This is a genomic window from Pseudomonas sp. HOU2, from assembly GCF_040729435.1.
Classification (GTDB): domain Bacteria; phylum Pseudomonadota; class Gammaproteobacteria; order Pseudomonadales; family Pseudomonadaceae; genus Aquipseudomonas.
The window spans coordinates 4,517,130-4,543,963 of record NZ_CP160398.1 but is presented as its reverse complement, the minus strand read 5'-3'; the positions used below and the strand labels follow the sequence as shown (position 1 = coordinate 4,543,963).

Below are 26,834 nucleotides of genomic sequence, written 5' to 3'. Positions count from 1 at the left end.
ACTGGGGTTATCCGGATCTATCAGGCCCTCAGCCTAGTTCGAAAGTGCCCCTGCCCGGCCCGCGAGTGTGCTTCCAGATGTTGCTCGGGCTTCGACTTGCAGCATGCCGCTCACCGCTACCCTCTAAAAAAACGATATACACTCAGGCCAATCTATAAAAACCGCCCACCGGGTACCCTCCTCATGATGACCCTGCGTCAGATCCGCCACTTCATCGCGGTGGCCGAGACCGGCTCTATCTCCGCCGCCGCGCAAACCGCGTTTATTTCCCAATCGACCCTGACCCTGGCGATCCAGCAACTGGAGGAAGAAATCGGCGTCAGCCTGTTCAGCCGCCATGCCAAGGGCATGACCCTGACCCATCAAGGCCATCAGTTCCTGCGCCAGGCGCATCTGATTCTGGCGACCGTGGACAATGCCAAGCGCAGCCTGCAACAAAGCACCGATCAGGTCGCCGGGCAGTTGATCGTCGGCGTGACCAGTCTGGTCGCCGGTTATTACCTCGCCGATCTGCTCACGCGGTTCCAGCGCGCCTATCCCAACGTGGAAATCCGGGTGATGGAGGACGAACGTCCGTACATCGAGCATTTGCTGGTCAGCGGCGAAATCGATGTCGGCGTGCTGATTCTCTCCAACCTTGAAGACCGCCACGCCCTGCAGACCGAAGTGCTGACCCACTCGCCGCACCGTCTGTGGCTGCCGGCCCAGCATCCATTGCTGGAACACGACAGCATCAACCTCGCCGACGTCGCTCGCGAACCGCTGATTCAACTGAACGTCGACGAAATGGATCGCAACGCCCAACGCCTGTGGCGCGGCGCCGGGCTGCAACCGAAGATCACCCTAAGAACCGCATCCACCGAGGCGGTGCGAAGTCTGGTGGCGGCAGGGCTAGGCGTTTCGATTCAACCGGACATGACTTACCGCCCATGGTCACTGGAGGGCGACATCATCGAAGCGCGGCCAATTGCCGACCTCAACCAGACCCTCGACGTCGGTCTGGCCTGGCGCCGAGGGACCGCGCGTCCTGCCCTGGTTGATCCATTTCTGACCGTGGCCCGCGAACAGCCCCACGGCGGACGCAAGCCATCTATTTAATCGAATGCCACATTCAGTATTTAGAATTTGTCGACCTCGGAGCCGCGCACTAGTCTTGCTGCATCTATAAGACGGTCGGCTCCCGGGCATGGGAGCCACAATGACCACACAAGAAAAGAGATCGCGGAAAATGGCTGGCGTGCAGACCCCGATGTGTACCGCGTTGCTGATCGACGGCGAACTGGTCGCCGGGCAAGGTTTTGTCGAACCGATCCTCAACCCGGCCACCGGTGAAATCCTCACCCACATCGCCGAGGCCAGCACCGAGCAGGTTGAAACCGCGATCCTCGCCGCGCACCGCGCCTTTGCTGAATGGTCACGGACCACGCCGCAACAACGTTCGAACCTGCTGCTGGACATCGCCAGTGCGGTGGAAAAACACGCCGATCACCTCGCCCGCCTCGAAGCGCTGAACTGCGGCAAGCCGCTGCACCTGGCGCGTCAGGACGATTTGACTGCGACCGTCGACGTGTTCCGTTTCTTCGCCGGCGCCGTGCGTTGCCAGACCGGCCAGCTCAGCGGCGAATACCTGCCGGGTTACACCAGCATGGTGCGCCGCGATCCGATTGGCGTGGTGGCGTCGATTGCGCCGTGGAACTACCCGATCATGATGGCCGCGTGGAAAATCGCCCCGGCCCTCGCCGCCGGCAATACGCTGGTGTTCAAGCCGTCGGAACACACGCCGCTGTCGATCCTCGCACTGGCGCCAGCGCTGGCCGAGATCCTGCCGCGCGGGGTGATCAACATCATCTGCGGTGGCGGTGAAGGCGTCGGCAGCCATCTGGTCGGCCACGCCAAGGTGCGCATGGTCTCGCTGACCGGCGATATCGTCACCGGGCAGAAAATCCTCCAGGCCGCTGCAAAAACCCTCAAGCGCACGCATCTGGAACTCGGCGGCAAGGCCCCGGTGATCGTCTGCAACGATGCCGACATTCAGGCGGTGGTCGACGGCGTGCGCACCTACGGTTATTACAACGCCGGGCAGGATTGCACCGCAGCATGCCGGATCTACGCCCAGGCCGGGATTCACGACAAATTGGTCGCCGAGCTCGGCGCAGCGGTCAGCAGCCTGCGATTCGCTGGCAAGCGTGATGCCGACAACGAGATCGGCCCGCTGATCAGCACCCGCCAGCGCGACCGCGTCGCCAGTTTCGTCGAGCGCGCCCTCGGCCAGCCGCACATCGAACGGGTAACCGGCGCGGCGGTGCATTCCGGCGCCGGGTTCTTCTACCAACCGACATTGCTCGCCGGCTGCAAACAGAGCGATGAAATCGTCCAGCGCGAAGTGTTCGGCCCGGTGGTCACCGTGACCCGCTTCGACGAACTCGCGCAAGCGGTGGACTGGGCCAACGACTCCGAATACGGCCTCGCCTCGTCGGTGTGGACGCAGAACCTGGACAAGGCGATGCAGGTCGCCGCCCGCTTGCAGTACGGCTGCACCTGGATCAACAGCCATTTCATGCTGGTCAGCGAAATGCCCCACGGCGGGCTGAAACGCTCCGGATACGGCAAAGACTTATCCAGTGATTCGCTGCAGGACTACAGCGTGGTGCGACACATCATGGCCCGCCACGGCCAGCATCTCTGACTACGCTAATAACAAGCCGCAAAACGGCATGGCTTCACCGCGTTCACAACTGCCCCGACCATAATTTGAAGAAGAGGGTTCAACCATGTTCGTGCACAAGACCGCACTGTTCAGTGCAATCACCACAGCCCTTCTGGCCAGCGCCAGCCTGCAAGCTGCCGAGCCGCTGAAAGCCGTCGGCGCCGGCGAAGGTCAGCTGGATATTGTCGCCTGGCCGGGTTACATCGAACGTGGCGAGAGTGACAAGGCCTACGACTGGGTGAGCGGTTTCGAGAAGGAAACCGGCTGCAAGGTCAACGTGAAGACTGCCGCCACCTCCGACGAGATGGTCAGTCTGATGGCCAAGGGCGGTTACGACCTGGTGACCGCGTCCGGTGATGCCTCGCTGCGGTTGATCGTCGGCAAGCGTGTGCAACCGATCAACACCGCGTTGATCCCGAACTGGAGCACCCTCGACCCACGCCTCAAAGATGCGCCGTGGTATGTGGTCAACAAGCAGACCTACGGCACCCCGTACCAGTGGGGCCCGAACGTGCTGATGTACAACACCAACGTGTTCAAGACGCCGCCGACCAGCTGGAACGTATTGTTCGACGCGCAGAATTTCCCCGATGGCAAACCGAACAAGGGTCGCGTGCAGGCCTATGACGGCCCGATATACATCGCCGACGCGGCGCTGTACCTGAAGACCGCCAAACCTGAGCTGGGGATCAAGGATCCGTATCAACTCACCGAAGCGCAGTACAAGGCTGTGCTCGATCTGCTGCGCGCGCAGCAGCCATTGATCCACCGCTACTGGCACGACACCACGGTACAGATGAGTGACTTCAAGAACGAAGGTGTGGTGGCATCGAGCGCCTGGCCGTATCAGGTCAACGGCCTGATCAACGAGAAGCAGCCGATCGCTTCGACCATCCCGAAAGAAGGCGCCACCGGCTGGGCCGACACCACCATGCTGCACGCCGAGGCCAAGCACCCGAACTGCGCGTACAAATGGATGGACTGGTCGCTGCAGCCGAAAGTCCAGGGTGACGTGGCAGCGTGGTTCGGCTCGTTGCCGGCCGTACCAGCCGCGTGCAAGGAGAGCGAACTGCTCGGCGCCGAAGGCTGCAAGACCAACGGTTTCGACCAATTCGACAAGATCGCCTTCTGGAAAACCCCGCAGGCCGAGGGCGGCAAGTTCGTGCCTTATAGCCGCTGGACTCAGGACTACATCGCGATCATGGGCGGCCGCTGACAAGCCGCTCACCTGTGGCGAGGGAGCTTGCTCCCGCTGGGTGGCGAAGCCACCCCAAGACCTGTCAATGCGGTCTGCCAGTCAAATCGCACATGGCCAATTGGGAGTGCTGCGCACTCCAGCGGGAGCAAGCTCCCTCGCCACAAAAGCAACAGGATTCAGTTTTTTCAGAAGTCCAGGCGAGGACCGCTGCGACGGCCCACGCCTTTTGGGAGCACCGCACCATGACGCTTGCAGTCCAGTTCACCAACGTTTCCCGGCAGTTCGGCGAAGTGAAGGCCGTTGACCGGGTTTCCATCGACATCCAGGACGGCGAGTTCTTTTCCATGCTCGGTCCTTCCGGCTCGGGCAAGACCACCTGCCTGCGCCTGATCGCCGGATTCGAACAACCGAGCGCCGGCTCGATCCGCATTCACGGCGCTGAAGCCGCCGGTCTGCCGCCGTATCAACGCGACGTGAACACGGTCTTCCAGGATTACGCGCTGTTCCCGCACATGAACGTGCTGGACAACGTCGCCTACGGTTTGAAGGTCAAGGGTGTGAGCAAAACCGAACGCCACAAGCGCGCCGAAGAGGCGTTGGACATGGTCGCCCTCGGTGGTTATGGCGCACGCAAACCGGTGCAGTTGTCCGGCGGTCAACGCCAGCGCGTCGCCCTCGCCCGGGCTCTGGTCAATCGCCCGCGCGTGCTGTTGCTCGATGAACCGTTGGGCGCGCTCGACCTGAAACTGCGCGAGCAGATGCAGAGTGAACTGAAGAAGCTGCAACGCCAGCTCGGCATCACCTTCATCTTCGTCACTCACGACCAGACCGAGGCGCTGTCGATGTCCGATCGCGTCGCTGTATTCAACAAGGGCCGCATCGAACAGGTCGACAGCCCGCGCAACCTGTACATGAAACCGACCACCACGTTCGTCGCCGAATTCGTCGGCACTTCGAATGTGATTCGTGGCGATCTCGCCCGACAAATCAGCGGTCATCCGCAGCCGTTTTCGATTCGCCCCGAGCACGTGCGTTTCGCTGAAGGCCCGCTCGCCAGTCACGAAATCGAAGTCAGTGGTCTGCTCCACGACATCCAGTATCAGGGCAGCGCCACACGCTATGAATTGAAACTGGAAAACGGCCAGACCCTGAGCATCAGCCACGCCAACAATCAGTGGATCGACAGCAGCGCGCAGCACCAGACCGGCCAGCGCCTGAGCGCACGCTGGGCGCGGGAAGCGATGATTGCGCTGCACGACACTGTGGCGAGCGGGGTGTGAAATGAGCACGCTCGCGATGACTCAAGCACCGCCGCTGCGGCGGTTTTCCAACCTGCTCTACCGCAAGCCGAATCTGTACCTGTCGCTGCTGCTGGTGCCGCCACTGCTGTGGTTTGGCGCGATCTATCTCGGCTCGCTGCTGGTGCTGCTGTGGCAGGGTTTCTACACCTTTGACGACTTCACCATGGCGGTCACCCCTGACCTGACGCTGGCGAATTTTGCCGCGCTGTTTCAGCCGTCGAACTTCGACATCATCCTGCGCACGCTGAGCATGGCCATCGTCGTGTCGATCGCCAGCGCCATCGTCGCCTTCCCGATTGCCTATTACATGGCGCGCTACACTACCGGCAAGACCAAGGCGTTTTTCTACATCGCGGTGATGATGCCGATGTGGGCCAGTTACATCGTCAAGGCCTACGCCTGGACGTTGCTGTTGGCCAAGGGTGGCGTCGCGCAATGGTTCGTCCAGCACCTGGGACTGGAGCCAGTGTTGCAGTTCATTCTGGGGATTCCCGGGGTGGGCGGCAGCACCCTGTCGACCTCGCATCTGGGACGGTTCATGGTGTTCGTCTACATCTGGCTGCCGTTCATGATTCTGCCGATTCAGGCCTCGCTGGAGCGCTTGCCGCCGTCGCTGTTGCAGGCTTCTGCCGACCTTGGCGCCAAGCCGCGTCAGACCTTCATGCAGGTGATCTTGCCGCTGTCGGTGCCCGGAATTGCGGCCGGTTCGATCTTCACCTTTTCCCTGACCCTGGGCGATTTCATCGTGCCGCAACTGGTCGGCCCGCCGGGCTACTTCGTCGGCAGCATGGTGTACGCGCAGCAAGGTGCGATCGGCAACATGCCGATGGCGGCAGCGTTCACATTGGTGCCAATTGTGTTGATCGCGGTTTATCTGTCCATCGTCAAACGTCTGGGGGCCTTCGATGCACTCTGAAAAGGCTTCATTGGGTTTGCGCATTGCAGCCTGGGGCGGGTTGGTGTTTCTGCACTTCCCGATCCTGATCATCTTTCTTTACGCCTTCAACACCGAGGAAGCCGCGTTCAGCTTTCCGCCGAAGGGCTTCACACTGCACTGGTTCAGTGTGGCGTTTTCGCGGCCGGATGTGCTGGAGGCGATCAAGCTCTCGCTGCAGATCGCGGCCATCGCCACCTTGATTGCGATGGTGCTCGGCACCTTGGCTTCCGCCGCGTTGTACCGCCGCGATTTCTTCGGCAAGCAGGGCATTTCGCTGATGCTGATTTTGCCGATTGCGCTGCCGGGGATCATCACCGGGATCGCGCTGCTGGCAACGTTCAAGACGCTGGGGATCGAGCCGGGGATGTTCACCATCATCGTCGGTCACGCGACGTTCTGCGTGGTGATCGTCTACAACAACGTCATCGCCCGCCTGCGCCGCACCTCGCACAGCCTGATCGAGGCCTCGATGGATCTCGGCGCCGACGGCTGGCAGACCTTTCGCTACATCATCCTGCCGAACCTCGGCTCGGCGCTGCTGGCCGGTGGCATGTTGGCGTTTGCGCTGTCGTTCGACGAAATCATCGTCACCACCTTCACCGCTGGCCACGAACGCACCTTGCCGTTGTGGCTGCTCAATCAACTGAGCCGCCCACGGGATGTGCCGGTGACCAATGTCGTCGCCATGCTGGTGATGATGGTGACCATGTTGCCGATTCTCGGGGCGTATTACCTGACCCGGGGTGGTGAGAGCGTCGCGGGCAGTGGCGGTAAATAAATCCTCCCTGTAGGAGCTGCCGAAGGCTGCGATCTTTTGATGTTGTTTTTGAAGATCAAGATCAAAAGATCGCAGCCTTCGGCAGCTCCTACAGGGGTTCGGTTTCGACAGAACAATAAAAGTGTTAGTGAGGACAACAGACATGCAAACCAGACTCTTGATCAACGGCCATCTGGTCAACGGCGAAGGCCCCGCCCAACCGGTGCTCAACCCGGCGCTCGGCAGTGTGCTGGTGGAAATCAACGAAGCCAGCGAGGCCCAGGTCGATGCCGCCGTGCGCGCCGCCGACAATGCCTTTGCCGAGTGGTCGCAAACCGCGCCGAAGGACCGCTCGCTGCTGCTGCTCAAACTTGCCGACGCCATCGAAGCCCATGGCGAGGAACTGGCGAAACTCGAATCCGACAACTGCGGCAAACCCTACAGCGCCGCACTCAACGACGAGATCCCGGCGATTGCCGATGTGTTCCGTTTCTTCGCCGGCGCCAGCCGTTGCATGAGCGGTTCGGCCGGTGGCGAATACCTGCCAGGCCACACTTCGATGATCCGCCGCGACCCGGTGGGCGTGATCGCGTCCATCGCGCCGTGGAACTACCCGTTGATGATGGTCGCCTGGAAAATTGCCCCGGCGCTGGCCGCCGGTAATACCGTGGTGCTCAAGCCGTCAGAACAAACCCCGCTGACCGCGTTGCGTCTGGCCGAACTGGCGTCGGAAATCTTCCCGGCAGGCGTACTCAATCTGGTGTTCGGTCGCGGTCCTACCGTCGGCAGCCCGTTGGTCACGCATTCGAAAGTGCGCATGGTCTCGCTGACTGGCTCCATCGCTACGGGCGCCAACATCATTGCCAGCACCGCCGACAGCGTCAAACGCATGCACATGGAACTGGGCGGCAAGGCGCCGGTGATCATCTTCGACGACGCCGATATCGATGCAGCGGTGGAAGGCATTCGCACCTTCGGTTTCTACAACGCCGGGCAGGACTGCACCGCCGCGTGCCGGATCTACGCGCAGCAGGGCATTTACGACAAGTTTGTCGAGAAGCTTGGCGCGGCGGTCAGCAGCATCAAGTATGGCTTGCAGGATGATCCGTCGACCGAGTTGGGACCGCTGATCACCGCGCAACATCGCGACCGCGTCGCCGCTTTCGTCGAACGCGCCGTGGCGCAGTCGCACATTCGCTTGATCACCGGCGGCAAGGCTGTGGAAGGCAACGGTTTCTTCTTCGAACCGACGGTGCTGGCCGACGCGCAACAGGATGACGAGATCGTTCGCCGCGAGGTGTTCGGGCCGGTGGTGTCGGTGACCAAATTCACCGATGAAGCGCAGGCGCTGGAGTGGGCCAACGATTCCGACTACGGCCTCGCCTCCTCGGTGTGGACGGCGGATGTCGGACGCGCCCATCGCTTGTCCGCGCGGTTGCAGTACGGCTGCACCTGGGTCAACACGCACTTCATGCTCGTCAGCGAAATGCCCCATGGCGGTCAGAAATTGTCCGGCTACGGCAAGGACATGTCCATGTACGGGCTCGAGGACTACACCACGGTTCGGCATGTGATGTTCAAGCACTAAAAGCATCGCTGGCAAGCCAGCTCCCACAAGGTTCAGTGCAGCTCTTGTGGGAGCTGGCTCGCCAGCGATGGCGTCACCTCGGTTTCAGGAAGGAAACCGGCATTACGCACCACCAGGATCCCAAAACAATAACCACCGACCCGGGCGGCGCCCGCAAAGCCCCGCCACGGCCTCGGCCATCCGAAATCTGCCGATTTCCCGGAGCAAACACCCATGAGTGCCTCACCCGAACTCTCGGCCGCCGTTGCCGACAGCGATGCCGAACAACTGCGCAAACTCGGCTACACCTCGAACTTCAACCGCAGCATGAGCCTGTGGGAAAACTTCGCGCTGGGCTTCACTTATCTGTCACCGGTCGTAGGGGTTTATACCCTGTTCGGCCTGTGCCTCGCGGCCGGCGGGCCACCGATGTTCTGGGCTTACTTGCTGGTCGGTTTCGGCCAGTTGCTGGTGTGCCTGATCTTCGGCGAAGTGGTCTCGCAGTTCCCGATTTCCGGTGGCGTTTATCCATGGGCGCGGCGTCTGGTCGGCAAGAAATGGGCATGGATGGTCGGCTGGATCTACTCCATCGCCCTGTGCGTGACCATTGCTGCGGTGGCTGTCGGTGCCGGCCCGTATCTGGCGGCGATGCTCGGGTTTGAACCGAGCAACAACACCAACATCGTCATCGCGCTGGTGCTGACCTTGTTCGCCACGCTGGTCAATCTGAGCGGCACCAAAGTGCTGGCGCGCATCGCGATGTTCGGCTTCCTCTGCGAACTGGTCGGTGCGGTGATCGTCGGCGTGTACCTGCTGATCTTCGAACGTCATCAGCCGTTGAGCGTGCTGTTCAACACCTTCGACATCCGCGTCGACGGCTCGTACCTGCCAGCCTTCCTCACCGCTTCGCTGGCCGGGATGTTCCTCTACTACGGCTTCGAGGCCTGCGGCGACGTCGCCGAAGAAACTCCGAACCCGAGCGCAAAAATCCCGGTGGCCATGCGCATGACCATCTACATCGGCGGCATCGCGGCGATGTTCGCCTGCCTGGCGCTGATCCTCGCCGTGCCGGACATGCAAGCGGTGATCAACGGCACCGACAAGGACCCGGTCACCACCATCCTCAACAATGCCTTCGGCCCGATCGGCTCGAAAGTGGTGATGGGCGTAGTGATGATTTCCTTCATCTCCTGCGTCATCAGCCTGCAGGCTGCGGCGAGCCGTCTGCTGTACTCCTACGCTCGCGACGAAATGGTCATCGGCAGCCGACTGCTGAAAAAGATTTCTCCTACCACCCAGGTGCCGGTTGCCGCGCTGTTCGTCTCCGGTGTCCTGCCCGCCCTGATCATCGCCCTCGGCTTCTTCCTGCAAGACGCCGTGGCCACCATCGTCAGCTTCGCCGCCATCGGCATCTACCTCGCGTTCCAGATGATCGTGCTGGCCGCTTTGTATGCACGCAGCAAAGGCTGGAAACCCAGCGGCAAATTCACCCTCGGCGCCTGGGGCTGGCCGGTGAACATCGGCGCGCTGGTGTACGGCGTTGGCGCAATCATCAACATGGCCTGGCCACGTACGCCGGATGCGGCGTGGTACGTGAACTATGCGATGGTGCTGAGCACGGCCATCGTGATTGGATTGGGGTTGGCTTATATGTGGATTGGCAAGCCGTATGACCATGGGAAGGCGCCGGCTGGGGATGCGTGGAAGGTGAGTCGCTAAGAACCTGCCATCCCGGCACCGACAAGGTGCCGGGGTTCAGGAAGGCCGAGAAAAAACATCAAAAAGAAAGCTCTGCCTGATCGTGCTTCAGCAAGGAAATACGATCGAACAACCTGATTTTTTCATTGGCTTTTTGCCTGGCGTGATCGGACATGAATGCAATCAACTCTTCGAGCTGACTGACGTCTCCGACCACTTTGAATTCCTTTTCCTTGTTGACGAAGACAAGCGATTTCTTCTTTCTCGATAACAGTTCAATGACGTTGCTGAGCGTACCGGTGCTCTTTGCATCCCAGATCATCAAGCCGTAATCAGCCGCTTCAGCCATCACCACGTCTTTTTCGGTGAAGAAGGCTCTCGACCCTTTGGAGTGTTTGGAGTCGACTGTTCTGGCGGGCCATTTCCCAAGGTTATTCCTCGGTGCCGAACCGCTGCAGAACACCGTGGTTCTGGATCGCTCAAGACTGAGCAGATACTCCTGAATGGAGGTGTCGGCGCCACCTGCATCACCCACCACCACCTCAAAATCGGACGCAACGATATTATTGATACGCTCTTTAACCTTCGGATCAAGGTTCTTGATGTTGATAGAGCCAGCAATAAATACAGTCGTCATTGAGTTCACTTCCAAGTTAGCGCCGCTACGTAAATCTTCCCTACCTTGGGATATTTACGCAAAACAGCGCAGGCCGCGTCCATCGACGCCCCGCTATCAAACAGATCATCTACAACCAAAACATTCCAGCGCCCATCCGTGGTGATTTCGTCATTGACGCTGAAACTGTCTCCAATCGCAGCAACCTTGTCTGCTTTGGAGTGCAAATCCTTGAGCGATTTTCCAGTGGCCGCTTTCCGAAGCAAATCAGAGAAAACCGGCAGCCCAGTAATTTGTCCCAACGCCAGGGCAACCTCGGTTACCGGTTGTCGCTGACGAATATTTGAAGCAGGCATAGGTACTACAAATCCGACCTGATCCAGTTTTGGGAACACATTTGTCGCTACCGCTTGGGCGAGTGGGTCGACCTGAGTCCAATCCTTCTGGTATTTGAGCTGGTAGGTCGCTTCGCCGATCTCGGTGCGCTGGTTATCGAAGCATGGATGCCCGCGATCATCGTTGCCAAGAAAGGTACTACTTACCATGTGTTTGTCCAGCACCCAGCCCTGATCCCAAGGTCCATTGATCTGTTTGAGGGATACCTTCATTGAATTCTCCAGTATTCATAACAATCTTTTGAGCCCTGAAACCAAGGGCCGAGCATCTGTAGCGATGCGCGAGATTCAAACAAATAGCGGAAAAAACACTGGTTAGGGGTCGTTTCACTGGCGCCAGTGCAAAAACAGGCATCTCCTACAGACGCAGCCCTCCTGAAAAAGCTCCGTTTCCTACAGTTAGTGTCGATAGCGCAGACTTGGCGCGGAGAGCATCCGGGAGATAGTCTTCTTTCCGGCTGTGAAATCAGCAGCCCGGTGTCGAAGCCGGAACAAAATCAACATGGCGCAACCGCGCTCATTTGAGTGGCGGCTCTATTCTGAATATTGGAGTCGACAAATGCCTAAACAAATCAAAAACACCTCTGAAAACTTTCCTCACTTCACCCCCACCGTCTTCACGCGCCACAACCGCTTCCTCCACGCCTTCATGCAAGACCACGAAGCCTGGTTCTGCGTTCAGGATCTAGGTCGCCTGATGGGCTATCCGCTAAACGAACGCCTCACCCTGAAACTCGATCCCGATCAGCGCCGCCATGTCCTCCTGCGTCGGGATGGCGAAATTATCGATTGCGCGATGGTCAGCGAATCCGGCCTGTTCGCACTGCTCGTTCATCACTTCGTTCCGGAAAACCGCAACCTGCGCCAATGGCTGAGCCATGAAGTGATTCCGATGTTGCGCGAAACCAGCGCGGTATCTCTGGAGAACTGCCCGAGCCTGAGTTCGGTGAACTGGGCTGGCGTCACTGTGCCGCTGCTGCACTGGCAGCAACAGGCGTGGGTCAAATGGCGTGACGTGCCGGAGTTGATGCACGGCCAGCAGCCGTATCCGGTGCTCGGAACCTGTAGCTGAAGCCCATCTAACAAAAAACCTGTGGCGAGGGAGCTTGTCGAATCGTCGCACCGTCCCACTGGGTCGCGCAGCGGCCCCTCTACAAAAAGCAGGGGACTGCTGCGCAGTCCAGCGGGACGGTGCGACGATTCGACAAGCTCCCTCGCCACACTCTTACGCGCCGTTAAAACCGCGAAACACTGCGCATCGCATCCACCAGATACCGCATCGCTATCCGGTCACTCTCCGACAACTCGCGATAACGCTCCACCAGCTTCAGCTCTTCAGAACTCAATCGACGTCTTCTGCGCCCGCTGCCGAGGCAGGGAAAGATGCCGAGCATTTCGGCGATGCCTTGAATTTTTGCCATGGACGATGTCCTTCTCTGATACTTCGAAGAATTGCTTGATCACCACATCGCCCTGCCCCTTACAGCAGCGCCTGTGCCCTGCCGGTCGTGCCGGCCATGCCCATAGAATAGAAATTTAATCGGCGCTGAAAAGCGGTTTTTAGAGTAATTAGTCGAGAAAAGCAGATATGCCCTGTAAATCAGAAAGTGCCGTCAGACATTTAACCGACATGTCTTGTTTCATTGACACTCTGTCACCGCGTATCAACGAATTTTGCTCGGCGAGCGAACCGTTTAAGCTAGCCGGCATCTGTTTATAGTCCGTTGCGTTTGGCCGAAGGCTTGTCCGAACCGTTATTTCTGATCCAGCACGTGCCAGGAAAGGCGCGGGATTGCTCACGACAGGTTGTATTTATGCACCGCAGGAATTTGCTCAAAGCGTCGATGGCCATTGCGGCTTACACCGGTCTCTCGGCTTCCGGCCTGCTGGCCGCCCGTGCCTGGGCCGCCAATGGTGGCGCCGCCGATGGTGAAGCGCAGGCCTTCGACTTCGAAGCGCTCAAGCGTCAGGCCAAGCAACTGGCCGGCTCGGCCTATCAGGACACCAAACAGGTGCTGCCGCCGACTCTGGCGACCATGACCCCGCAGAACTTCAACGCGATCCGCTACGACGGCGATCATTCGCTGTGGAAGGAAAACAAGGGTCAACTGGACGTGCAGTTCTTCCACGTCGGCATGGGTTTCCGCCAGCCGGTGCGCATGTACAGCGTCGATCCCAAGACCCGCACGGCCCGCGAAGTGCATTTCCGCCCGACCCTGTTCAATTACGAGAACACCTCGGTGGACACCCAGCAGCTCAAGGGCGACCTGGGGTTTGCCGGCTTCAAGCTGTTCAAGGCGCCGGAGCTGGATCGCCATGACGTGGTGTCGTTCCTCGGCGCCAGCTATTTCCGCGCGGTGGACGCGACTGGCCAATATGGCCTCTCCGCTCGCGGTCTGGCCGTCGACACTTACGCGAAGAAGCGCGAAGAATTCCCCGACTTCACCAAGTTCTGGTTCGAGACTCCGGAGCAGAACGCCACGCGTTTTGTGGTCTACGCCCTGCTCGACTCGCCGAGCGCCACCGGTGCCTACCGCTTCGACATCGATTGCCAGGCCGAGCGCGTGGTGATGGAAATCGACGCCCACATCAACGCGCGTACCGCCATCGAACAACTGGGCATCGCGCCGATGACCAGTATGTTCAGCTGCGGCACCCACGAACGCCGCATGTGCGACACCATTCACCCGCAGATCCACGACTCTGATCGCCTGGCGATGTGGCGCGGCAACGGCGAGTGGATCTGCCGTCCGCTGAACAACCCGGCGACCCTGCAGTTCAACGCGTTCGCCGACACCGATCCGAAGGGCTTCGGTCTGGTGCAGACCGACCACGAGTTCGCCAACTATCAGGACACTGTCGACTGGTACAGCAAACGCCCGAGCCTGTGGGTCGAGCCTACAACCGCGTGGGGCGAAGGCTCCATCGATCTGCTGGAAATTCCTACCACCGGCGAAACCCTCGATAACATCGTCGCGTTCTGGACGCCGAAGAAACCGGTGGCCGCTGGCGACTCGCTGAACTACGGCTACAAACTCTACTGGAGCGCCCTACCGCCAGTCGGCACACCGCTGGCGCGAGTGCATGCGACCCGTTCGGGCATGGGTGGCTTCGTCGAAGGCTGGGCACCGGGCGAGCATTACCCGCCGGTCTGGGCGCGACGTTTTGCCGTGGACTTTACCGGTGGCGGCCTGGATCGCCTGCCGCAGGGCACCGGGATCGAACCGGTGGTCACTTGCTCCAACGGCAAGGTGCAAGACTTCAGCGTGCTGGTGCTCGATGACATCAAGGGCTACCGGATCCTGTTCGACTGGTACCCGACCAGCGACAGTGTCGAGCCGGTGGAACTGCGCCTGTTCATCCGCACCAATGACCGCACGTTGAGCGAGACCTGGTTGTACCAGTACTTCCCGCCGGCGCCGGACAAGCGCAAGTATCCTTGAAGGTTGTCTAGCGTCTGATCGGACCTCATCGCTGGCAAGCCAGCTCCCACAAGTTCGGCGCCGTCCACAAATTTCGTGATCGACACCGACCATTGTGGGAGCTGGCTTGCCAGCGATGGCGTCCGTCAGGCCAGCGGCAAATACAAATGGATATCGCAGGGTTCCAGAGCGAATAAATCCGGATCCGCCTGATCAACCAGCCGGCAACCCTGACGCTGATAAAACTCCACGGTATTACGCGATTCAGTCGCTGAAACATACAACGCCTCGGCACCGAACCGCCGCCCCTGCTCACAGGCCAGCGCAAACAACTTCACTCCCAGCCCCTGCCCCCGATAGTCGCAGCTGATGTGCAGAAACTTCATCTGCCGCATGCTCAGCCCCTGATTGTGCATAACCCGGTTATCCACAACGACCGCCGCGACCAGCGCCTGCCCATCGAAAACCCCGTATAACCAGCCACCGCGCCGCAAGCACTGCGCCAGCGTCAGCGCATTCTCTTCGGCTTCGCCTTCCGGCCAGCCTCGCATGTCGAAATGCACCGGATACAGAATCAATTCACCGTTTTCCAGCCGATAGCACTCCTCCACCAGCTCGCTGCGGTCGATCTGTGCCAGCAATGGCAAGTCGTGTTCGCTCAGTTCTCGTTCGATCAACATGGCAGTCTTCCCTGATATCCGCGAACGGCAGGCAAGAAAAAACCCGCCGGTTCAATGGCGGGTTTATAGACGTTACCCAGACCTGAAATCAATCGCGCAGATCAGACTCGTGAATCGGCTGATCACGGTGGGTCGCGCGCTGATACTGCGCCGGCCATACCGCTTTGCGCCCACCCAGATCATCGTCGGCATGCAGCGGCCAGTACGGGTCACGCAGCAGCTCCCGGGCGAGGAAGATGATGTCGGCCTGACAGGTGCGCAGAATGTGCTCGGCCTGCGCCGGCTCGGTAATCATGCCGACGGTGCCGGTGGCGATGCCGGACTCCTTGCGCACCCGTTCGGCAAAGCGTGTCTGATAACCCGGCCCCACGGGAATTTCGGCGTTGGCCGCCGTGCCGCCGGACGACACATCGATCAGATCCGCTCCCAATGCCTTGAGGCGGCGCGCCAGCTCCACGGTTTCATCCGGGTTCCAGCCATCTTCGACCCAGTCGGTGGCCGAAACCCGGACAAACACCGGCAGCTCTTGCGGCCAGACCTCGCGCACGGCTTCGGTAACTTGCAACACTAGCCGAATACGATTTTCGAACGACCCACCGTATTGATCGCGGCGCTGGTTGCTCAGCGGTGACAGAAACTGATGCAGCAGATAACCGTGGGCCGCATGCACCTCGACCACGCTGAAACCTGCGGTCAACGCGCGTTTGGCCGCAGCAACGAAGGCCTGGATGACCTCGGCGATCTGCGCTTCATCGAGCTGTTTCGGTTGCGTGTGTTGCGGGTCGAAAGCAATTGGCGAGGGTCCGACCGGGGTCCAGCCACCATCCTCCGGTTTGACGCTGCCATGTTTGCCGATCCATGGCCGATGGGTGCTGGCCTTGCGCCCGGCGTGCGCCAGTTGAATGCCAGCAACCGCGCCCTGAGCGGTGATGAAGCGGGTGATGCGTTGCAGCGGTTCGATCTGTTCGTCGTTCCATAAACCGAGGTCTTCGGCGGTGATGCGCCCGTCGGCGGTGACCGCTGTGGCTTCGGTGAAAATCAGGCCGGCACCGCCCACTGCGCGGCTGCCCAGGTGCACCAGATGCCAGTCGTTGGCCAGACCGTCGACGCTGGAGTACTGGCACATCGGCGAGACGGCGATGCGATTGGGCAGGGTCAGTTGGCGAAGGGTAAAGGGTTCGAGCAGCAGACTCATGGGGCACCTCTCAAATCAGTGGGCAGGCTCCAGGGTTCTGTTTGAAAAGTCGACGAGTGACAGGAAAAGGTGCAGCACCCGCCCCCGCGGGCAAAAAATTCGACAAGACGTCACAAGGCCAATCAAGCAGTGCTTAGAGCCTAGTCGACAACCGGGGATGAGGGAGGGTTCAAGACGTTTTCCATGAGTGCCACCGAACCTGTGGCGAGGGAGCTTGCTCCCGCTCGGCTGCGCAGCAGTCGTAAAACCCTGCACTTTAATTTTCCGGTAGCAACCCGTTTGCAGGGTCTGGGGCCGCTTCGCAGCCCAGCGGGACGGTGCGACGACTCGACAAGCTCCCTCGCCACAAAAGCCCTCAGGGGGTCAGCGCGGTTCGATGTGGGCAATCATCAGTTGCACCGTCTCGTTGCCCCGAAACTCGTTGACGTCGAGCTTGTAGGCCAGCTCGACCCACTGAATGGTCGGATTCGGCCACACATCGCGGTCGATACCGAAGGCAATACCGTCGAGCTTCACCGAACCGCACTCGCTTTTCAGCACCACTTTGAGATGCCGCTCGCCGACCACCCGCTGCTCGACCAACTGAAATACGCCGTGGAACAGTGGCTCCGGGAAATGCTGGCCCCAAGGCCCGGCATGACGCAATGCGCGAGCCAGTTCCAGATGGAACTCCTCCACCGCCAACGTACCGTCTGTGAGCATCCGCCCGGTCAGGTCTTCTTCACGAAGTTGCCGACGCACTTCGGCATCGAAAGCCTCGGCGAACAACGGAAAATTCTCTTGCGGCAAGGTCAGACCGGCCGCCATCGCGTGACCACCGTACTTGGCGATCAGGTTTGGATGCTGCGCCGCCACCACGCTCAGGGCATCACGAATGTGGAAGCCCTGCACCGAACGCCCCGAGCCCTTGAGCAGGCCATCACCGGCATCGGCGAAGGCAATGGTCGGGCGGAAATAGCGCTCTTTCATCCGCGAGGCAAGAATGCCGATCACCCCTTGGTGCCATTCGGGATCGAACAGGCACAGGCCGAACGGCATCGACTCCACCGGCAAATCCTTGAGCTGGGCCAGCGCCTCGCGCTGCATGCCCTGCTCGATGGATTTGCGGTCCTGGTTCATGCCGTCCAGTTGCGCGGCCATTTCCCGCGCCAGATTGGCGTCGGAGGTGAGCAGGCATTCGATACCCAGGCTCATGTCGTCCAGGCGCCCCGCCGCGTTCAGGCGCGGGCCAACAATAAAGCCCAGATCAGTGGAGGTAATCCGCGCCGCGTCACGCTTGGCGACTTCGAGAATCGCCTTGATCCCCGGCCGTGCGCGCCCGGCGCGAATCCGCTCGAGGCCCTGATGCACCAGAATCCGGTTGTTGGCGTCCAGCGGCACCACGTCGGCGACGCTGCCCAGCGCCACCAGATCCAGCAGTTCGCCGATGTTCGGCTGCGGCTTGCTCTCGTACCAGCCGAGATTGCGCAGGCGCGCGCGCAAGGCCATCAACACGTAGAAAATCACCCCGACCCCGGCCAGCGCCTTGCTCGGAAACTCGCAACCGGGCTGGTTCGGATTGACCAGCGCATCGGCCAGCGGCAGTTCATCACCGGGCAAGTGGTGGTCGGTGATCAAGACTTTCAGCCCTGCGCGCTTGGCGGCGGCCACGCCTTCGACGCTGGAGATGCCGTTGTCGACGGTGATCAGCAACTGCGGCTCGCGGGTCAGGGCGACTTCGACGATTTCCGGGGTCAGGCCATAGCCGTATTCGAAGCGGTTCGGCACCAGATAATCGACATGCGCCGCGCCCAGCAGACGCAAGCCGAGCACGCCGACCGTACTGGCCGTCGCGCCATCGGCGTCAAAGTCGCCGACGATCAGAATCCGTTGACGCTGCTCCAGTGCCGTCACCAGCAGATCCACCGCCGCCTCAATGCCCTTGAGCTGCTGAAACGGAATCAGCCGCGCCAGACTTTTATCCAGCTCCGCTTCGGACTGCACACCCCGCGCCGCGTACAAACGGGTCAGCAAAGGTGGCAGGTCACCGAGAAACGGCAGCGTGGCAGGCAACGGGCGAGGATCAATACGCATGGGCTAACGGAAACTTCTCTTGAGTACGTGGGATTAATCAGCGGACGGCGCGGGATCAGCCGCGCTCGCCTGCCAGCCATTCCAGTTGGACTTCGTGCTGACCGCGGTCGTCGGTGACGAAGATCGTGCCTTCGCTGATCATCACGTCCCACTTGATGACACGCGGCATGTCCTTGGCCAGGGTTTCCAGCACTTCCTGCGGCACGGCGGCGATGTTGACGTTTTTCAGGTTCTTTGCCACCGGCACCACTTTGCCTTCCCACACGCGCAGACTGCCATAGGCCAGCAGGCTGGTGCGTTCGGTGCGACGCGAGCACCAGGTCAGACGATCGGCGTCTGGCTGACCGACTTCGATCCAGTGCAGAACGCGGTCATCCAGGCTTTTTTCCCACAGCGCTGGTTCATCCACGTCCGACAGACCACGGCCAAACGACAGCAGTTCGTTGTACCAGAGGGCGTAGGCCAGCAGCCGCACGGTCATGCGCTCTTCGGTTTCCGAAGGGTGACGGGCGATGGTCTGCTTGACGCTCTCGTAGACGCTGCGGTCGAGGTCGGTGAGGTTCAGTTCGAATTTGTAGGTGGTAGACGGCTGGGCCATGGACGGGCTTCTTGATACGAGGAAAGTCGGCAAGTCTAACCGATGCGGTAGGCAATCATCGAATTGATGGCGATCAACCTGCGGCGTCTGACAGCCGGCTATGTTAAAACGCTGTATCCGCTCAGCCTTGTCCTACAGGATTCAGTATGCCGTTCGCCAACAAACCGCTCAGCGGTGTGAAAGTCATTGAATTGGGTACGTTGATTGCCGGGCCGTTCGCCTCGCGCATTTGCGGCGAGTTCGGCGCCGAAGTGATCAAGATCGAATCGCCCGACGGCGGTGATCCGCTGCGCAAGTGGCGCAAATTGTATGAAGGCACCTCGCTGTGGTGGTTCGTTCAGGCGCGCAACAAGAAGTCGCTGACGCTGAACCTCAAGCATCCGGAAGGTCTGGCGATCCTGAAAAAACTGCTGGGCGAAGCCGACATCCTGATCGAAAACTTTCGCCCCGGCGTGCTGGAAAAACTCGGGCTGAGCTGGGAAACCCTGCACACGCTGAACCCGAAACTGGTGATGGTGCGCCTCTCGGGCTTCGGCCAGACCGGGCCGATGAAAGATCAACCGGGCTTCGGTGCGGTCGGCGAATCCATGGGCGGCTTGCGCTACATCACCGGCTTCGACGACCGGCCCCCGGTGCGCACCGGGATCTCCATCGGCGACTCGATTGCCGCGCTGTGGGGCGTGATCGGTGCGCTGATGGCGCTACGTCATCGCGAGGTCAACGGCGGTCTCGGCCAAGTCGTCGATGTCGCGCTGTACGAGGCGATTTTCGCCATGATGGAAAGCATGGTGCCGGAGTTCGACGTGTTCGGTTTCATCCGCGAGCGCACCGGCAACATCATGCCAGGCATCACGCCGTCATCGATCCACACCAGCGCCGACGGCAAGCACGTGCAGATCGGCGCCAATGGCGACGCGATCTTCAAGCGCTTCATGCTGATCATCGGCCGCGAGGATCTGGCCAACGACCCGACACTGGTGAGCAATGACGGGCGCGACACCCGCCGCGACGAGTTGTATGGGGTGATCGACCGCTGGGTCAATTCGCTGCCGCTGCAAAGCGTGCTCGATTTGCTCAACCAGGCAGAAGTACCGGCCAGCCGGATCTTTAGTGCCGAAGACATGTTCAGCGATCCGCAGTACCTGGCCCGGGAAATGTTCCTGCACGCGAAACTGCCGGACGGCAAGCCTTTCAAGATGCCGGGGATCGTGCCGAAACTCTCCGAGACACCGGGCACTTCCGAATGGGTCGGGCCGCAACTCGGTGAACACAATGCGCAGGTACTGCACGATCTTGGCTACGACGAACAGCAGATCGCCCGGTTGCGCGCAGACGGAGCTATTTAACCTGAAACATCACCGGACATCGGACGCCAACCGCGCTCACCACTGGTGGACGTGGCGGCTGTTCGGCCTGTTGTTTCTGCTCGCCCTGCCCGCCTGGGCGCAAGCCAAACCCACGCTGGTCTGGTTGTTGCGCGATCTGCCGCCCCTGACCATCTTCGAAGGCCCGAAAAAGGGCCAGGGCGTGATCGATCAACTGCTGCCGATGCTGATCGCCGGCATGCCGCAATACGAACACACGCTGATGCGGGTCAATCGCGCCCGTGGCATGCAGATGCTGCACGAGCCGTCCTTCACTTGCGACCCCTCGCTGATCTGGAGCAAGGAGCGTACACAATGGATCGCCTTCTCTATCCCGGCGTTTCGCGCTGTCAGTAATGGTCTGGTGGTGCGTCAGAAAGATCGCAACGTACTGGCGCCGTTCCTGATCGACGGTGAAGTCGATCTGACGGCATTTCTGGCCAACGGCGAAACCAAGGTCGGAGTGGTCGCCGAGCGCAGTTACGGCGAGTATCTCGACACGCTACTCAAGCAGGCCCCGGACGGTGCGCTGACGCCGCATTATGGCAACGACGCCCTGAGCAGCCTGCTGTCGATGCAACGCCTGGGGCGTCTGCAAGTAGTGTTGGGTTACTGGCCGGAGATCCGCTATCAGGCGCATCAGGCGCAAATTGCCGAAGATGAACTGGTGTTCTATCCGATTCGTGGCACCGGCAAGTATCTGTCTGGCTTTGTCGGGTGTTCCGATACCCCCCAGGGCCGTCAGGCGATCAGCGAGATCAACCAACTGCTGCGTACCCTGCCCCATGAGCAAATGAACCAGTCGTACGCCGACTGGCTGGACCCCGAAATGCGCACGGATTACCTGCAACAGGCGCGGATTTTTTTCGAGCAGCAAGCCGCACCATAAAACCTGCGGGCAAAAAGAAACCCCGAGAAGTGGGGAGACGACTCGGGGTTAAACGCGGTCTACATAAAGACCCGTAGCAGCAAGCGACAAGCACCGGAGCACAATGCTTGATCCTGCTGTTATGGGGTCTGACTGACGGGGACGCAGGAAGGTTCCCACAAAAAATATTTCATCTTCACAATGCTGCACGCTTATCGAGTGCTGCGTTGCGCAAGGCCGCGATCACACAGGGTTCCAGCCGCCCCTCGGCGATCAGGACGTCGCGGTGCAAACCGTCGACCACATCGGTCAGCAGGCGCTTGTCGCTCAACTGCGCCTGATTGAATTCGCGCTCCACCACGAGGGCGCCGCTGCTGTTTCTCAAGGTCACCAGGCACTCGCCATGGGCACCGCGGGGGGTCAACGTCACCTGATACGGGCTCAGAGCCTCACCGAGCAATAGACTGATACTTTCCATCTCGATCTCCACTCAATAGTCCGAAAACATTGTGCCTGGGGCGTGTTCACCATAAATGACCACCGGCCCGAGAAGAAAGTTCTGAATACCGCGCTGCTCCCGGAGCAGTGAGCGGTCTGTCAGAGCATGCACGGTGAAGATGACAGAAACATAACCGTCGGCTCAAGCTCGCGCCGGCTGGGCTGCCGCTTGCAGGTAGGTGTCCAGCAGCCCGCGCATCAGCACGGCCGAGACCGGCGTCTGCAGGCGCCCCAGCAGCGTCAACGCCTGCTCGTGCAGCAGGCTTTCGAGATCGCTCAGCAGACCCGGTGCTACTCGCCCCAGCAGAATGAGCGCGCTGGCCTGCCGTTCGGTCGCCAGATGGCGGATCAGCGCCAGGCCTTCTCCGCCTTTCAGCTGCGGATCGCAGATCGCGATGTCGACCCGGGTGCGCCGCTCCAGCGAGCTGCGTGCCGAGGCCAGCGATGGTGCCGTGAGTACGTCATAAATACCGACCGCGTTGAGCATCTGGTGCAACGCCATCATTCGATAAGGATCAGGTTCGAGAATCAGGACTTTGAGCGAGCGCATGGGCGACCTCGGAAACGGCAATCGCGGACGCGTCCGCAGTTGCTGCCCACTTTAGGGCAGCCTCCTTCAGTCCCCCATCGGAAAAAGAGGCGCGTGACATAGGAAATTTCCCTATATCGATGCGGACACTATCCCGCCGCCGCATCACGCTGGGTGATATCCGTCCAGCCCCCGAGCAGACCGCGCAATTCCCCATTGGCGCTGTAGAACGGGACGGTCCACTGGTAGATTTCCCGATTGCCATCGCTGAATTGCAAACGGCGTCGGCTGAAGCGGGTCCTGCGTGTTCTCAACTGAATCATGAACTCAGCATGCAGCATGTCGGCGGTGGCTCGCGGTAGCGCATCGACGTCGATCAAGCGGCATCCCTGCACCTGCTCAAAGCGAAGCGACAATGCCTCTTCGTAACTTTTGTTGCACAGGATCAGGCGCCCTTCCAGGTCACGGACAAATACCGGATCAGGCATGGCATCAATCAATGCGCGCTGGAAGACCAACTGATCGCCGAGTTCGCCTTGCACGTCCCGATGTTGTTTGATCACGGCCGCCATGCGCCGATTCCATAACAGCGACATCACACAAAAGCCCCCCACCAAAACCATCCCCCAGCAGCTTGAGCGGAGCCAGTGCTGCCAACCGGCGGCGGCCGGTTTCGGCCCGATGCCGCCCAGCCATTTCAGGCGAATGGCTCGCAGTTCGGAGGCCGGGAACGCTTCGAGCGCCTTGTTCAGAATGCTCAGTAATTGCGGCTGGCCTCTGCGCACCGCCAAAAGATCGGCTTCCCATTTGCCTTCCAGCAGTTCGCCGACCTGGAGCAGGCCTGAGGGATAGAGCTGCGCACCGATTTCATTTTCGATGGTGGCATAGGCCTCACCGCTTTCGACCAGCGCCCGCGCCTCGGCATAGGTTTTCACCGAACGTAATTCGATGGACGGATAATCGCGTCGGATCACCCCCTCCAGGGCATGCCGACCCGGCAATACCAGTACCCGTTTGGCCAACTGCTCCAGCGATTGCACCCCCGGCTCGCCGGCGCGGCCGACAAAAACCCAGCCGGCACCGCCAAAGGCATGACTGAAATCCAGACTCAATCGGCGCTCATCATTCATCGCCAGGGTCGTGCTCATATCGGCGGCACCGGTCTCCAGGCGCTCGAGCATTTGCGCGGTGGAAAACGACTCGCGGTAAACGAATTGCAACCCGGTCATGGCACTGATGCGTTTGAGCACATCGTTGTTCAAGCCGCTCCAATGACCATGCTCATCCAGAAACAGGTACAAAGGGTACTGCTCCGCCGCCACGATCACCGTCGGGTTATCGCGAACCCATTGCCGCTCGGCTTCATTCAGCACGACGGTGCCGATGTTCAATTGCTCTTCATCATGCGCCAGATGCGCCGCAACACCCACGCGCCAGCCAACCAACAGGTACAGCAGAAAAACCCGCTTCAGGGTGTGTTTCCATCCTCTTTCAAACAGCATTGCCACTTCCTTCGAGATCGACTCACCCGTCCTTCATGGGCGAAAACCCGAGCAGTGTGGCAGCACAAACAAAAAAGCCCGTCAGGAGACGGGCTTCAAAATGTGACAGCTTTTTCGGCTTACAGCGGCTTGCCGCGGTTGCCATGCTGGCTGACAAAGGCCTGTACGGCTTTCAGCTCGTTTGGCAGAACGGTGCAGCGCTCGTTTCGCTCAAACAAATCAGAAAGATGTGCAGGCAGTTCGAGAGCTTTTCCTACACCCGCTTTCTCCACGGCATCCGGGAATTTCACCGGATGCGCAGTGCCCAGGATCACCATTGGGATGTCCAGGCTGCGACGGCATTCGCGGGCAGCACGCACGCCAATGGCGGTGTGCGGGTCCAGCACTTCGCCGCACTGCGCGTGGACTTCGGCGATGGTTTCGCAGGTTTGTGCATCGTCCACGGCCAGCGAGTCGAACAGCTTGCGGGCTTCGGTCCAGCGCTCTTGCTCGACGCTGAAACCACCGCCCTGCCTGAACGAATCCATCAGCCCGGCAATCGCCGCGCCGTTACGACCGTGCAGGTCGAACAGCAGGCGTTCGAAGTTCGACGAAACCATGATGTCCATCGACGGCGACAGCGTAGCGTGCAGGGTTTCCTTGACATACTGGTTGCCGCTCATGAAGCGGTGCAGGATGTCGTTGCGGTTGGTGGCGACGATCAACTGGTTGATCGGCAGGCCCATGTTGCGCGCCAGATAACCGGCGAAGATGTCGCCGAAGTTGCCGGTCGGAACCGAGAACGCCACCGAACGCGCCGGGCCGCCCAACTGCAGGGCTGCGTGGAAGTAGTAGACGATCTGGGCCATGATCCGCGCCCAGTTGATCGAGTTCACCGCTACCAGGCGCGTGCCCTTGAGGAAGCTCTGGTCGGCGAAGCTGTTCTTGACCATTTCCTGGCAGTCATCGAAGTTGCCTTCGATGGCGATGTTGTGGATGTTCTCGCCGACAATCGTCGTCATCTGCCGACGCTGCACTTCGGACACACGGTTGTGCGGGTGCAAGATGAAGATGTCGACGTTTTCGCAGTGCTTGCAGCCTTCGATGGCGGCCGAACCGGTGTCACCCGAGGTGGCACCGACGATGACCACGCGCTCGCCGCGCTTTTCCAGCACGTAGTCGAGCAGACGACCGAGCAGTTGCAGGGCGAAGTCCTTGAACGCCAGGGTCGGGCCGTGGAACAGCTCCAATACCCATTCGTTGCCGTTGAGCTGACGCAGCGGCGCAACGGCGCTGTGCGAGAACACACCGTAGGTTTCTTCGAGGATCTTTTTGAAATCGGCGTCCGGGATGCTGCCGGTGACAAACGGGCGCATCACGCGGAAAGCCAGCTCGTGATACGGCAGGCCGGCCCAGGAAGCGATTTCTTCCTGGGTGAAACGTGGCAGGTTTTCCGGGACGTACAGACCGCCGTCGGTGGCAAGACCTGCCAGCAGGACGTCTTCGAAATTCAGGGCCGGTGCCTGGCCGCGGGTACTGATGTAACGCATGACTGACTCCAATGGAGAGTGTGCACAACAGTGGCCCCTTTCACGGGGCCATTGCAGGCCAACGACTTAGTTCAGGTGCTCGACGCGGATCCGCACAACCGGACCATTCACGCCGGCCAGGGCTTCGAGGGCGGCGATCGCATCGTTGATACGCTGCTCGACCACGCGGTGGGTCAGCAGGATCATCGGCACCAGGCCGTCGTGTTCCTCGACTTCCTTCTGCATGATCGACTCGATGTTGATGCCGCGCTCCGAGAGGATGCTCGCCACCTGAGCCAGTACGCCCGGATGGTCCTTGGCCTGGATGCGCAGGTAGTAGGCGCTTTCGCAGGCTTCGATCGGCAGGATCGGATGCGCTGACAGCGAATCCGGCTGGAAGGCCAGGTGCGGTACGCGGTTTTCCGGATCGGAAGTCATGGCGCGAACCACGTCCACCAGGTCGGCGATCACCGACGAAGCGGTCGGCTCCATGCCGGCACCGGCGCCATAGAACAGCGTCGAACCGGCGGCGTCACCGTTGACCATCACCGCGTTCATCACGCCGTTGACGTTGGCGATCAGACGATCGGCCGGGATCAGCGTCGGGTGCACGCGCAGCTCGATGCCGGCAGCGGTGCTGCGCGCCACACCGAGGTGCTTGATTCGGTAGCCCAGCGCTTCGGCGTAATTCACGTCGGCGGTGGTCAGCTTGGTGATGCCTTCGGTGTAAGCCTTGTCGAATTGCAGCGGAACGCCGAACGCGATCGACGCCAGAATCGTCAGCTTGTGCGCCGCATCGATGCCTTCGACGTCGAAGGTCGGATCGGCTTCGGCGTAGCCCAGCGCTTGCGCTTCGGCCAGCACGTCTTCGAAGGTGCGACCCCTCTCGCGCATTTCGGTGAGGATGAAGTTGCCGGTGCCGTTGATGATCCCGGCGACCCAGTTGATGCGGTTGGCGGACAGGCCTTCACGGATCGCCTTGATCACCGGAATGCCACCGGCCACAGCCGCTTCGAACGCCACGATCACGCCTTTCTCGCGTGCCTTGGCAAAAATCTCATTACCGTGAACGGCAATCAGTGCCTTGTTCGCGGTGACCACATGCTTGCCATTCTCGATGGCCTTGAGTACCAGCTCGCGGGCAACGGTGTAGCCGCCCATCAGCTCTATGACGATGTCGATCTCAGGGTTCGTGGCCACTTCGAAGACATCGTTGGTAATCGCAATACCGGTCGTCTGGAACTGAGGCTTTGGCGTGCGCGTGGCAATTTGTGCCACTTCAATCCCACGCCCGGCACGACGAGCAATTTCCTCGGCGTTGCGCTGAAGTACGTTGAAGGTACCGCCACCGACGGTCCCTAACCCACAGATGCCTACTTTGACCGGATTCACTGTGAACTCCCCATGAAACGGCCGACGCA

24 protein-coding genes are annotated in these 26,834 nt (G+C 60.4%); 12 read left to right on the top strand and 12 right to left on the bottom strand.

Going from position 1 to position 26,834, the window contains the following annotated elements:
• The first annotated feature begins 183 nt into the window (after positions 1–183).
• The 8 genes from ABV589_RS20440 (at position 184) to ABV589_RS20405 (ending at position 10,186) form a co-directional block, all read left to right on the top strand.
• A complete protein-coding gene (locus ABV589_RS20440) occupies positions 184–1,098 on the top strand; it encodes a LysR family transcriptional regulator (RefSeq protein WP_007967749.1) in 915 nt (304 codons plus the stop codon).
• Between the two features lie 130 nt (positions 1,099–1,228).
• Positions 1,229–2,686, top strand: a complete 1,458-nt coding sequence (locus tag ABV589_RS20435; RefSeq protein WP_367083286.1) for a gamma-aminobutyraldehyde dehydrogenase — start codon at positions 1,229–1,231, stop codon at positions 2,684–2,686.
• A gap of 85 nt (positions 2,687–2,771) precedes the next feature.
• Entirely contained in the window at positions 2,772–3,923 is a 1,152-nt protein-coding gene (gene ydcS, locus ABV589_RS20430) for a putative ABC transporter substrate-binding protein YdcS (RefSeq protein ID WP_367083284.1), read from the top strand.
• A gap of 224 nt (positions 3,924–4,147) precedes the next feature.
• Complete coding sequence (locus ABV589_RS20425; RefSeq protein WP_367083282.1) at positions 4,148–5,185, top strand: ABC transporter ATP-binding protein; 1,038 nt, start codon at positions 4,148–4,150, stop codon at positions 5,183–5,185.
• A gap of 1 nt (position 5,186) precedes the next feature.
• The gene (locus tag ABV589_RS20420; protein WP_123587132.1) at positions 5,187–6,122 is read left to right on the top strand and encodes an ABC transporter permease; all 936 of its coding nucleotides are present in this window, start codon (positions 5,187–5,189) and stop codon (positions 6,120–6,122) included.
• On the top strand, positions 6,112–6,921 hold the full coding sequence (locus ABV589_RS20415) for an ABC transporter permease (protein WP_007967757.1): 810 nt from the start codon (positions 6,112–6,114) through the stop codon (positions 6,919–6,921). The genes ABV589_RS20420 and ABV589_RS20415 overlap by 11 nt, the downstream gene beginning before the upstream one ends.
• Positions 6,922–7,063: 142 nt before the next feature.
• Entirely contained in the window at positions 7,064–8,488 is a 1,425-nt protein-coding gene (locus ABV589_RS20410) for a gamma-aminobutyraldehyde dehydrogenase (RefSeq protein ID WP_367083280.1), read from the top strand.
• Positions 8,489–8,701: 213 nt separating this feature from the next.
• Positions 8,702–10,186 (top strand): amino acid permease, encoded by a 1,485-nt coding sequence (locus ABV589_RS20405; protein WP_367083278.1) that lies wholly within the window; start codon positions 8,702–8,704, stop codon positions 10,184–10,186.
• Positions 10,187–10,244: 58 nt separating this feature from the next.
• On the opposite strand, the gene ABV589_RS20400 is transcribed toward ABV589_RS20405, so the two are convergent.
• Complete coding sequence (locus tag ABV589_RS20400) at positions 10,245–10,802, bottom strand: hypothetical protein (protein ID WP_007967760.1); 558 nt, start codon at positions 10,800–10,802, stop codon at positions 10,245–10,247.
• Between the two features lie 5 nt (positions 10,803–10,807).
• The gene (locus tag ABV589_RS20395; RefSeq protein WP_367083276.1) at positions 10,808–11,389 is read right to left on the bottom strand and encodes a ComF family protein; all 582 of its coding nucleotides are present in this window, start codon (positions 11,387–11,389) and stop codon (positions 10,808–10,810) included.
• 346 nt (positions 11,390–11,735) lie between these two features.
• Between ABV589_RS20395 and ABV589_RS20390 the strand changes: the two genes are divergently transcribed.
• The gene (locus tag ABV589_RS20390; protein WP_367086221.1) at positions 11,736–12,248 is read left to right on the top strand and encodes a Bro-N domain-containing protein; all 513 of its coding nucleotides are present in this window, start codon (positions 11,736–11,738) and stop codon (positions 12,246–12,248) included.
• 163 nt (positions 12,249–12,411) lie between these two features.
• Here the strand turns inward: ABV589_RS20390 and ABV589_RS20385 are convergent, their stop codons facing one another.
• Complete coding sequence (locus ABV589_RS20385; protein ID WP_003222012.1) at positions 12,412–12,597, bottom strand: hypothetical protein; 186 nt, start codon at positions 12,595–12,597, stop codon at positions 12,412–12,414.
• Between the two features lie 393 nt (positions 12,598–12,990).
• Between ABV589_RS20385 and ABV589_RS20380 the strand changes: the two genes are divergently transcribed.
• Positions 12,991–14,619, top strand: coding sequence for a glucan biosynthesis protein D (locus ABV589_RS20380; RefSeq protein WP_367083274.1), 1,629 nt, complete (start codon positions 12,991–12,993; stop codon positions 14,617–14,619).
• Between the two features lie 125 nt (positions 14,620–14,744).
• On the opposite strand, the gene ABV589_RS20375 is transcribed toward ABV589_RS20380, so the two are convergent.
• The 4 genes from ABV589_RS20375 to ABV589_RS20360 all read right to left on the bottom strand — a co-directional run bounded on the left by ABV589_RS20375 (position 14,745) and on the right by ABV589_RS20360 (position 19,144).
• Entirely contained in the window at positions 14,745–15,278 is a 534-nt protein-coding gene (locus tag ABV589_RS20375; protein ID WP_367083272.1) for a GNAT family N-acetyltransferase, read from the bottom strand.
• A gap of 88 nt (positions 15,279–15,366) precedes the next feature.
• Positions 15,367–16,473, bottom strand: a complete 1,107-nt coding sequence (locus tag ABV589_RS20370; protein ID WP_115986545.1) for an NADH:flavin oxidoreductase/NADH oxidase — start codon at positions 16,471–16,473, stop codon at positions 15,367–15,369.
• 363 nt (positions 16,474–16,836) lie between these two features.
• Positions 16,837–18,546 carry a single-stranded-DNA-specific exonuclease RecJ gene (gene recJ / locus ABV589_RS20365; RefSeq protein ID WP_367083270.1) on the bottom strand — a complete coding sequence of 570 codons (1,710 nt, stop codon included), beginning with the start codon at positions 18,544–18,546 and terminating at the stop codon, positions 16,837–16,839.
• Positions 18,547–18,601: 55 nt separating this feature from the next.
• On the bottom strand, positions 18,602–19,144 hold the full coding sequence (locus ABV589_RS20360; RefSeq protein WP_003222001.1) for a YaeQ family protein: 543 nt from the start codon (positions 19,142–19,144) through the stop codon (positions 18,602–18,604).
• A 146-nt stretch (positions 19,145–19,290) separates the two neighbouring features.
• Here ABV589_RS20360 and ABV589_RS20355 point away from each other — a divergent pair, with 146 nt between their 5' ends.
• Both ABV589_RS20355 and ABV589_RS20350 read left to right on the top strand, forming a co-directional pair.
• Complete coding sequence (locus ABV589_RS20355; protein WP_367083268.1) at positions 19,291–20,490, top strand: CaiB/BaiF CoA-transferase family protein; 1,200 nt, start codon at positions 19,291–19,293, stop codon at positions 20,488–20,490.
• 70 nt (positions 20,491–20,560) lie between these two features.
• Positions 20,561–21,397, top strand: a complete 837-nt coding sequence (locus ABV589_RS20350) for a TIGR02285 family protein (RefSeq protein WP_367086220.1) — start codon at positions 20,561–20,563, stop codon at positions 21,395–21,397.
• A 175-nt stretch (positions 21,398–21,572) separates the two neighbouring features.
• Here the strand turns inward: ABV589_RS20350 and ABV589_RS20345 are convergent, their stop codons facing one another.
• The 5 genes from ABV589_RS20345 to ABV589_RS20325 form a co-directional block, all read right to left on the bottom strand.
• On the bottom strand, positions 21,573–21,854 hold the full coding sequence (locus ABV589_RS20345; RefSeq protein WP_367083266.1) for a DUF3509 domain-containing protein: 282 nt from the start codon (positions 21,852–21,854) through the stop codon (positions 21,573–21,575).
• Between the two features lie 162 nt (positions 21,855–22,016).
• On the bottom strand, positions 22,017–22,424 hold the full coding sequence (locus tag ABV589_RS20340) for a response regulator (RefSeq protein WP_367083264.1): 408 nt from the start codon (positions 22,422–22,424) through the stop codon (positions 22,017–22,019).
• A 128-nt stretch (positions 22,425–22,552) separates the two neighbouring features.
• Positions 22,553–23,905: a transporter substrate-binding domain-containing protein gene (locus ABV589_RS20335; protein WP_367083262.1), complete on the bottom strand. Its 1,353-nt coding sequence runs from the start codon at positions 23,903–23,905 to the stop codon at positions 22,553–22,555.
• Between the two features lie 119 nt (positions 23,906–24,024).
• Positions 24,025–25,434 carry a threonine synthase gene (gene thrC / locus ABV589_RS20330; protein ID WP_367083261.1) on the bottom strand — a complete coding sequence of 470 codons (1,410 nt, stop codon included), beginning with the start codon at positions 25,432–25,434 and terminating at the stop codon, positions 24,025–24,027.
• 66 nt (positions 25,435–25,500) lie between these two features.
• On the bottom strand, positions 25,501–26,805 hold the full coding sequence (locus ABV589_RS20325) for a homoserine dehydrogenase (RefSeq protein WP_367083260.1): 1,305 nt from the start codon (positions 26,803–26,805) through the stop codon (positions 25,501–25,503).
• Positions 26,806–26,834: the final 29 nt, after the last annotated feature.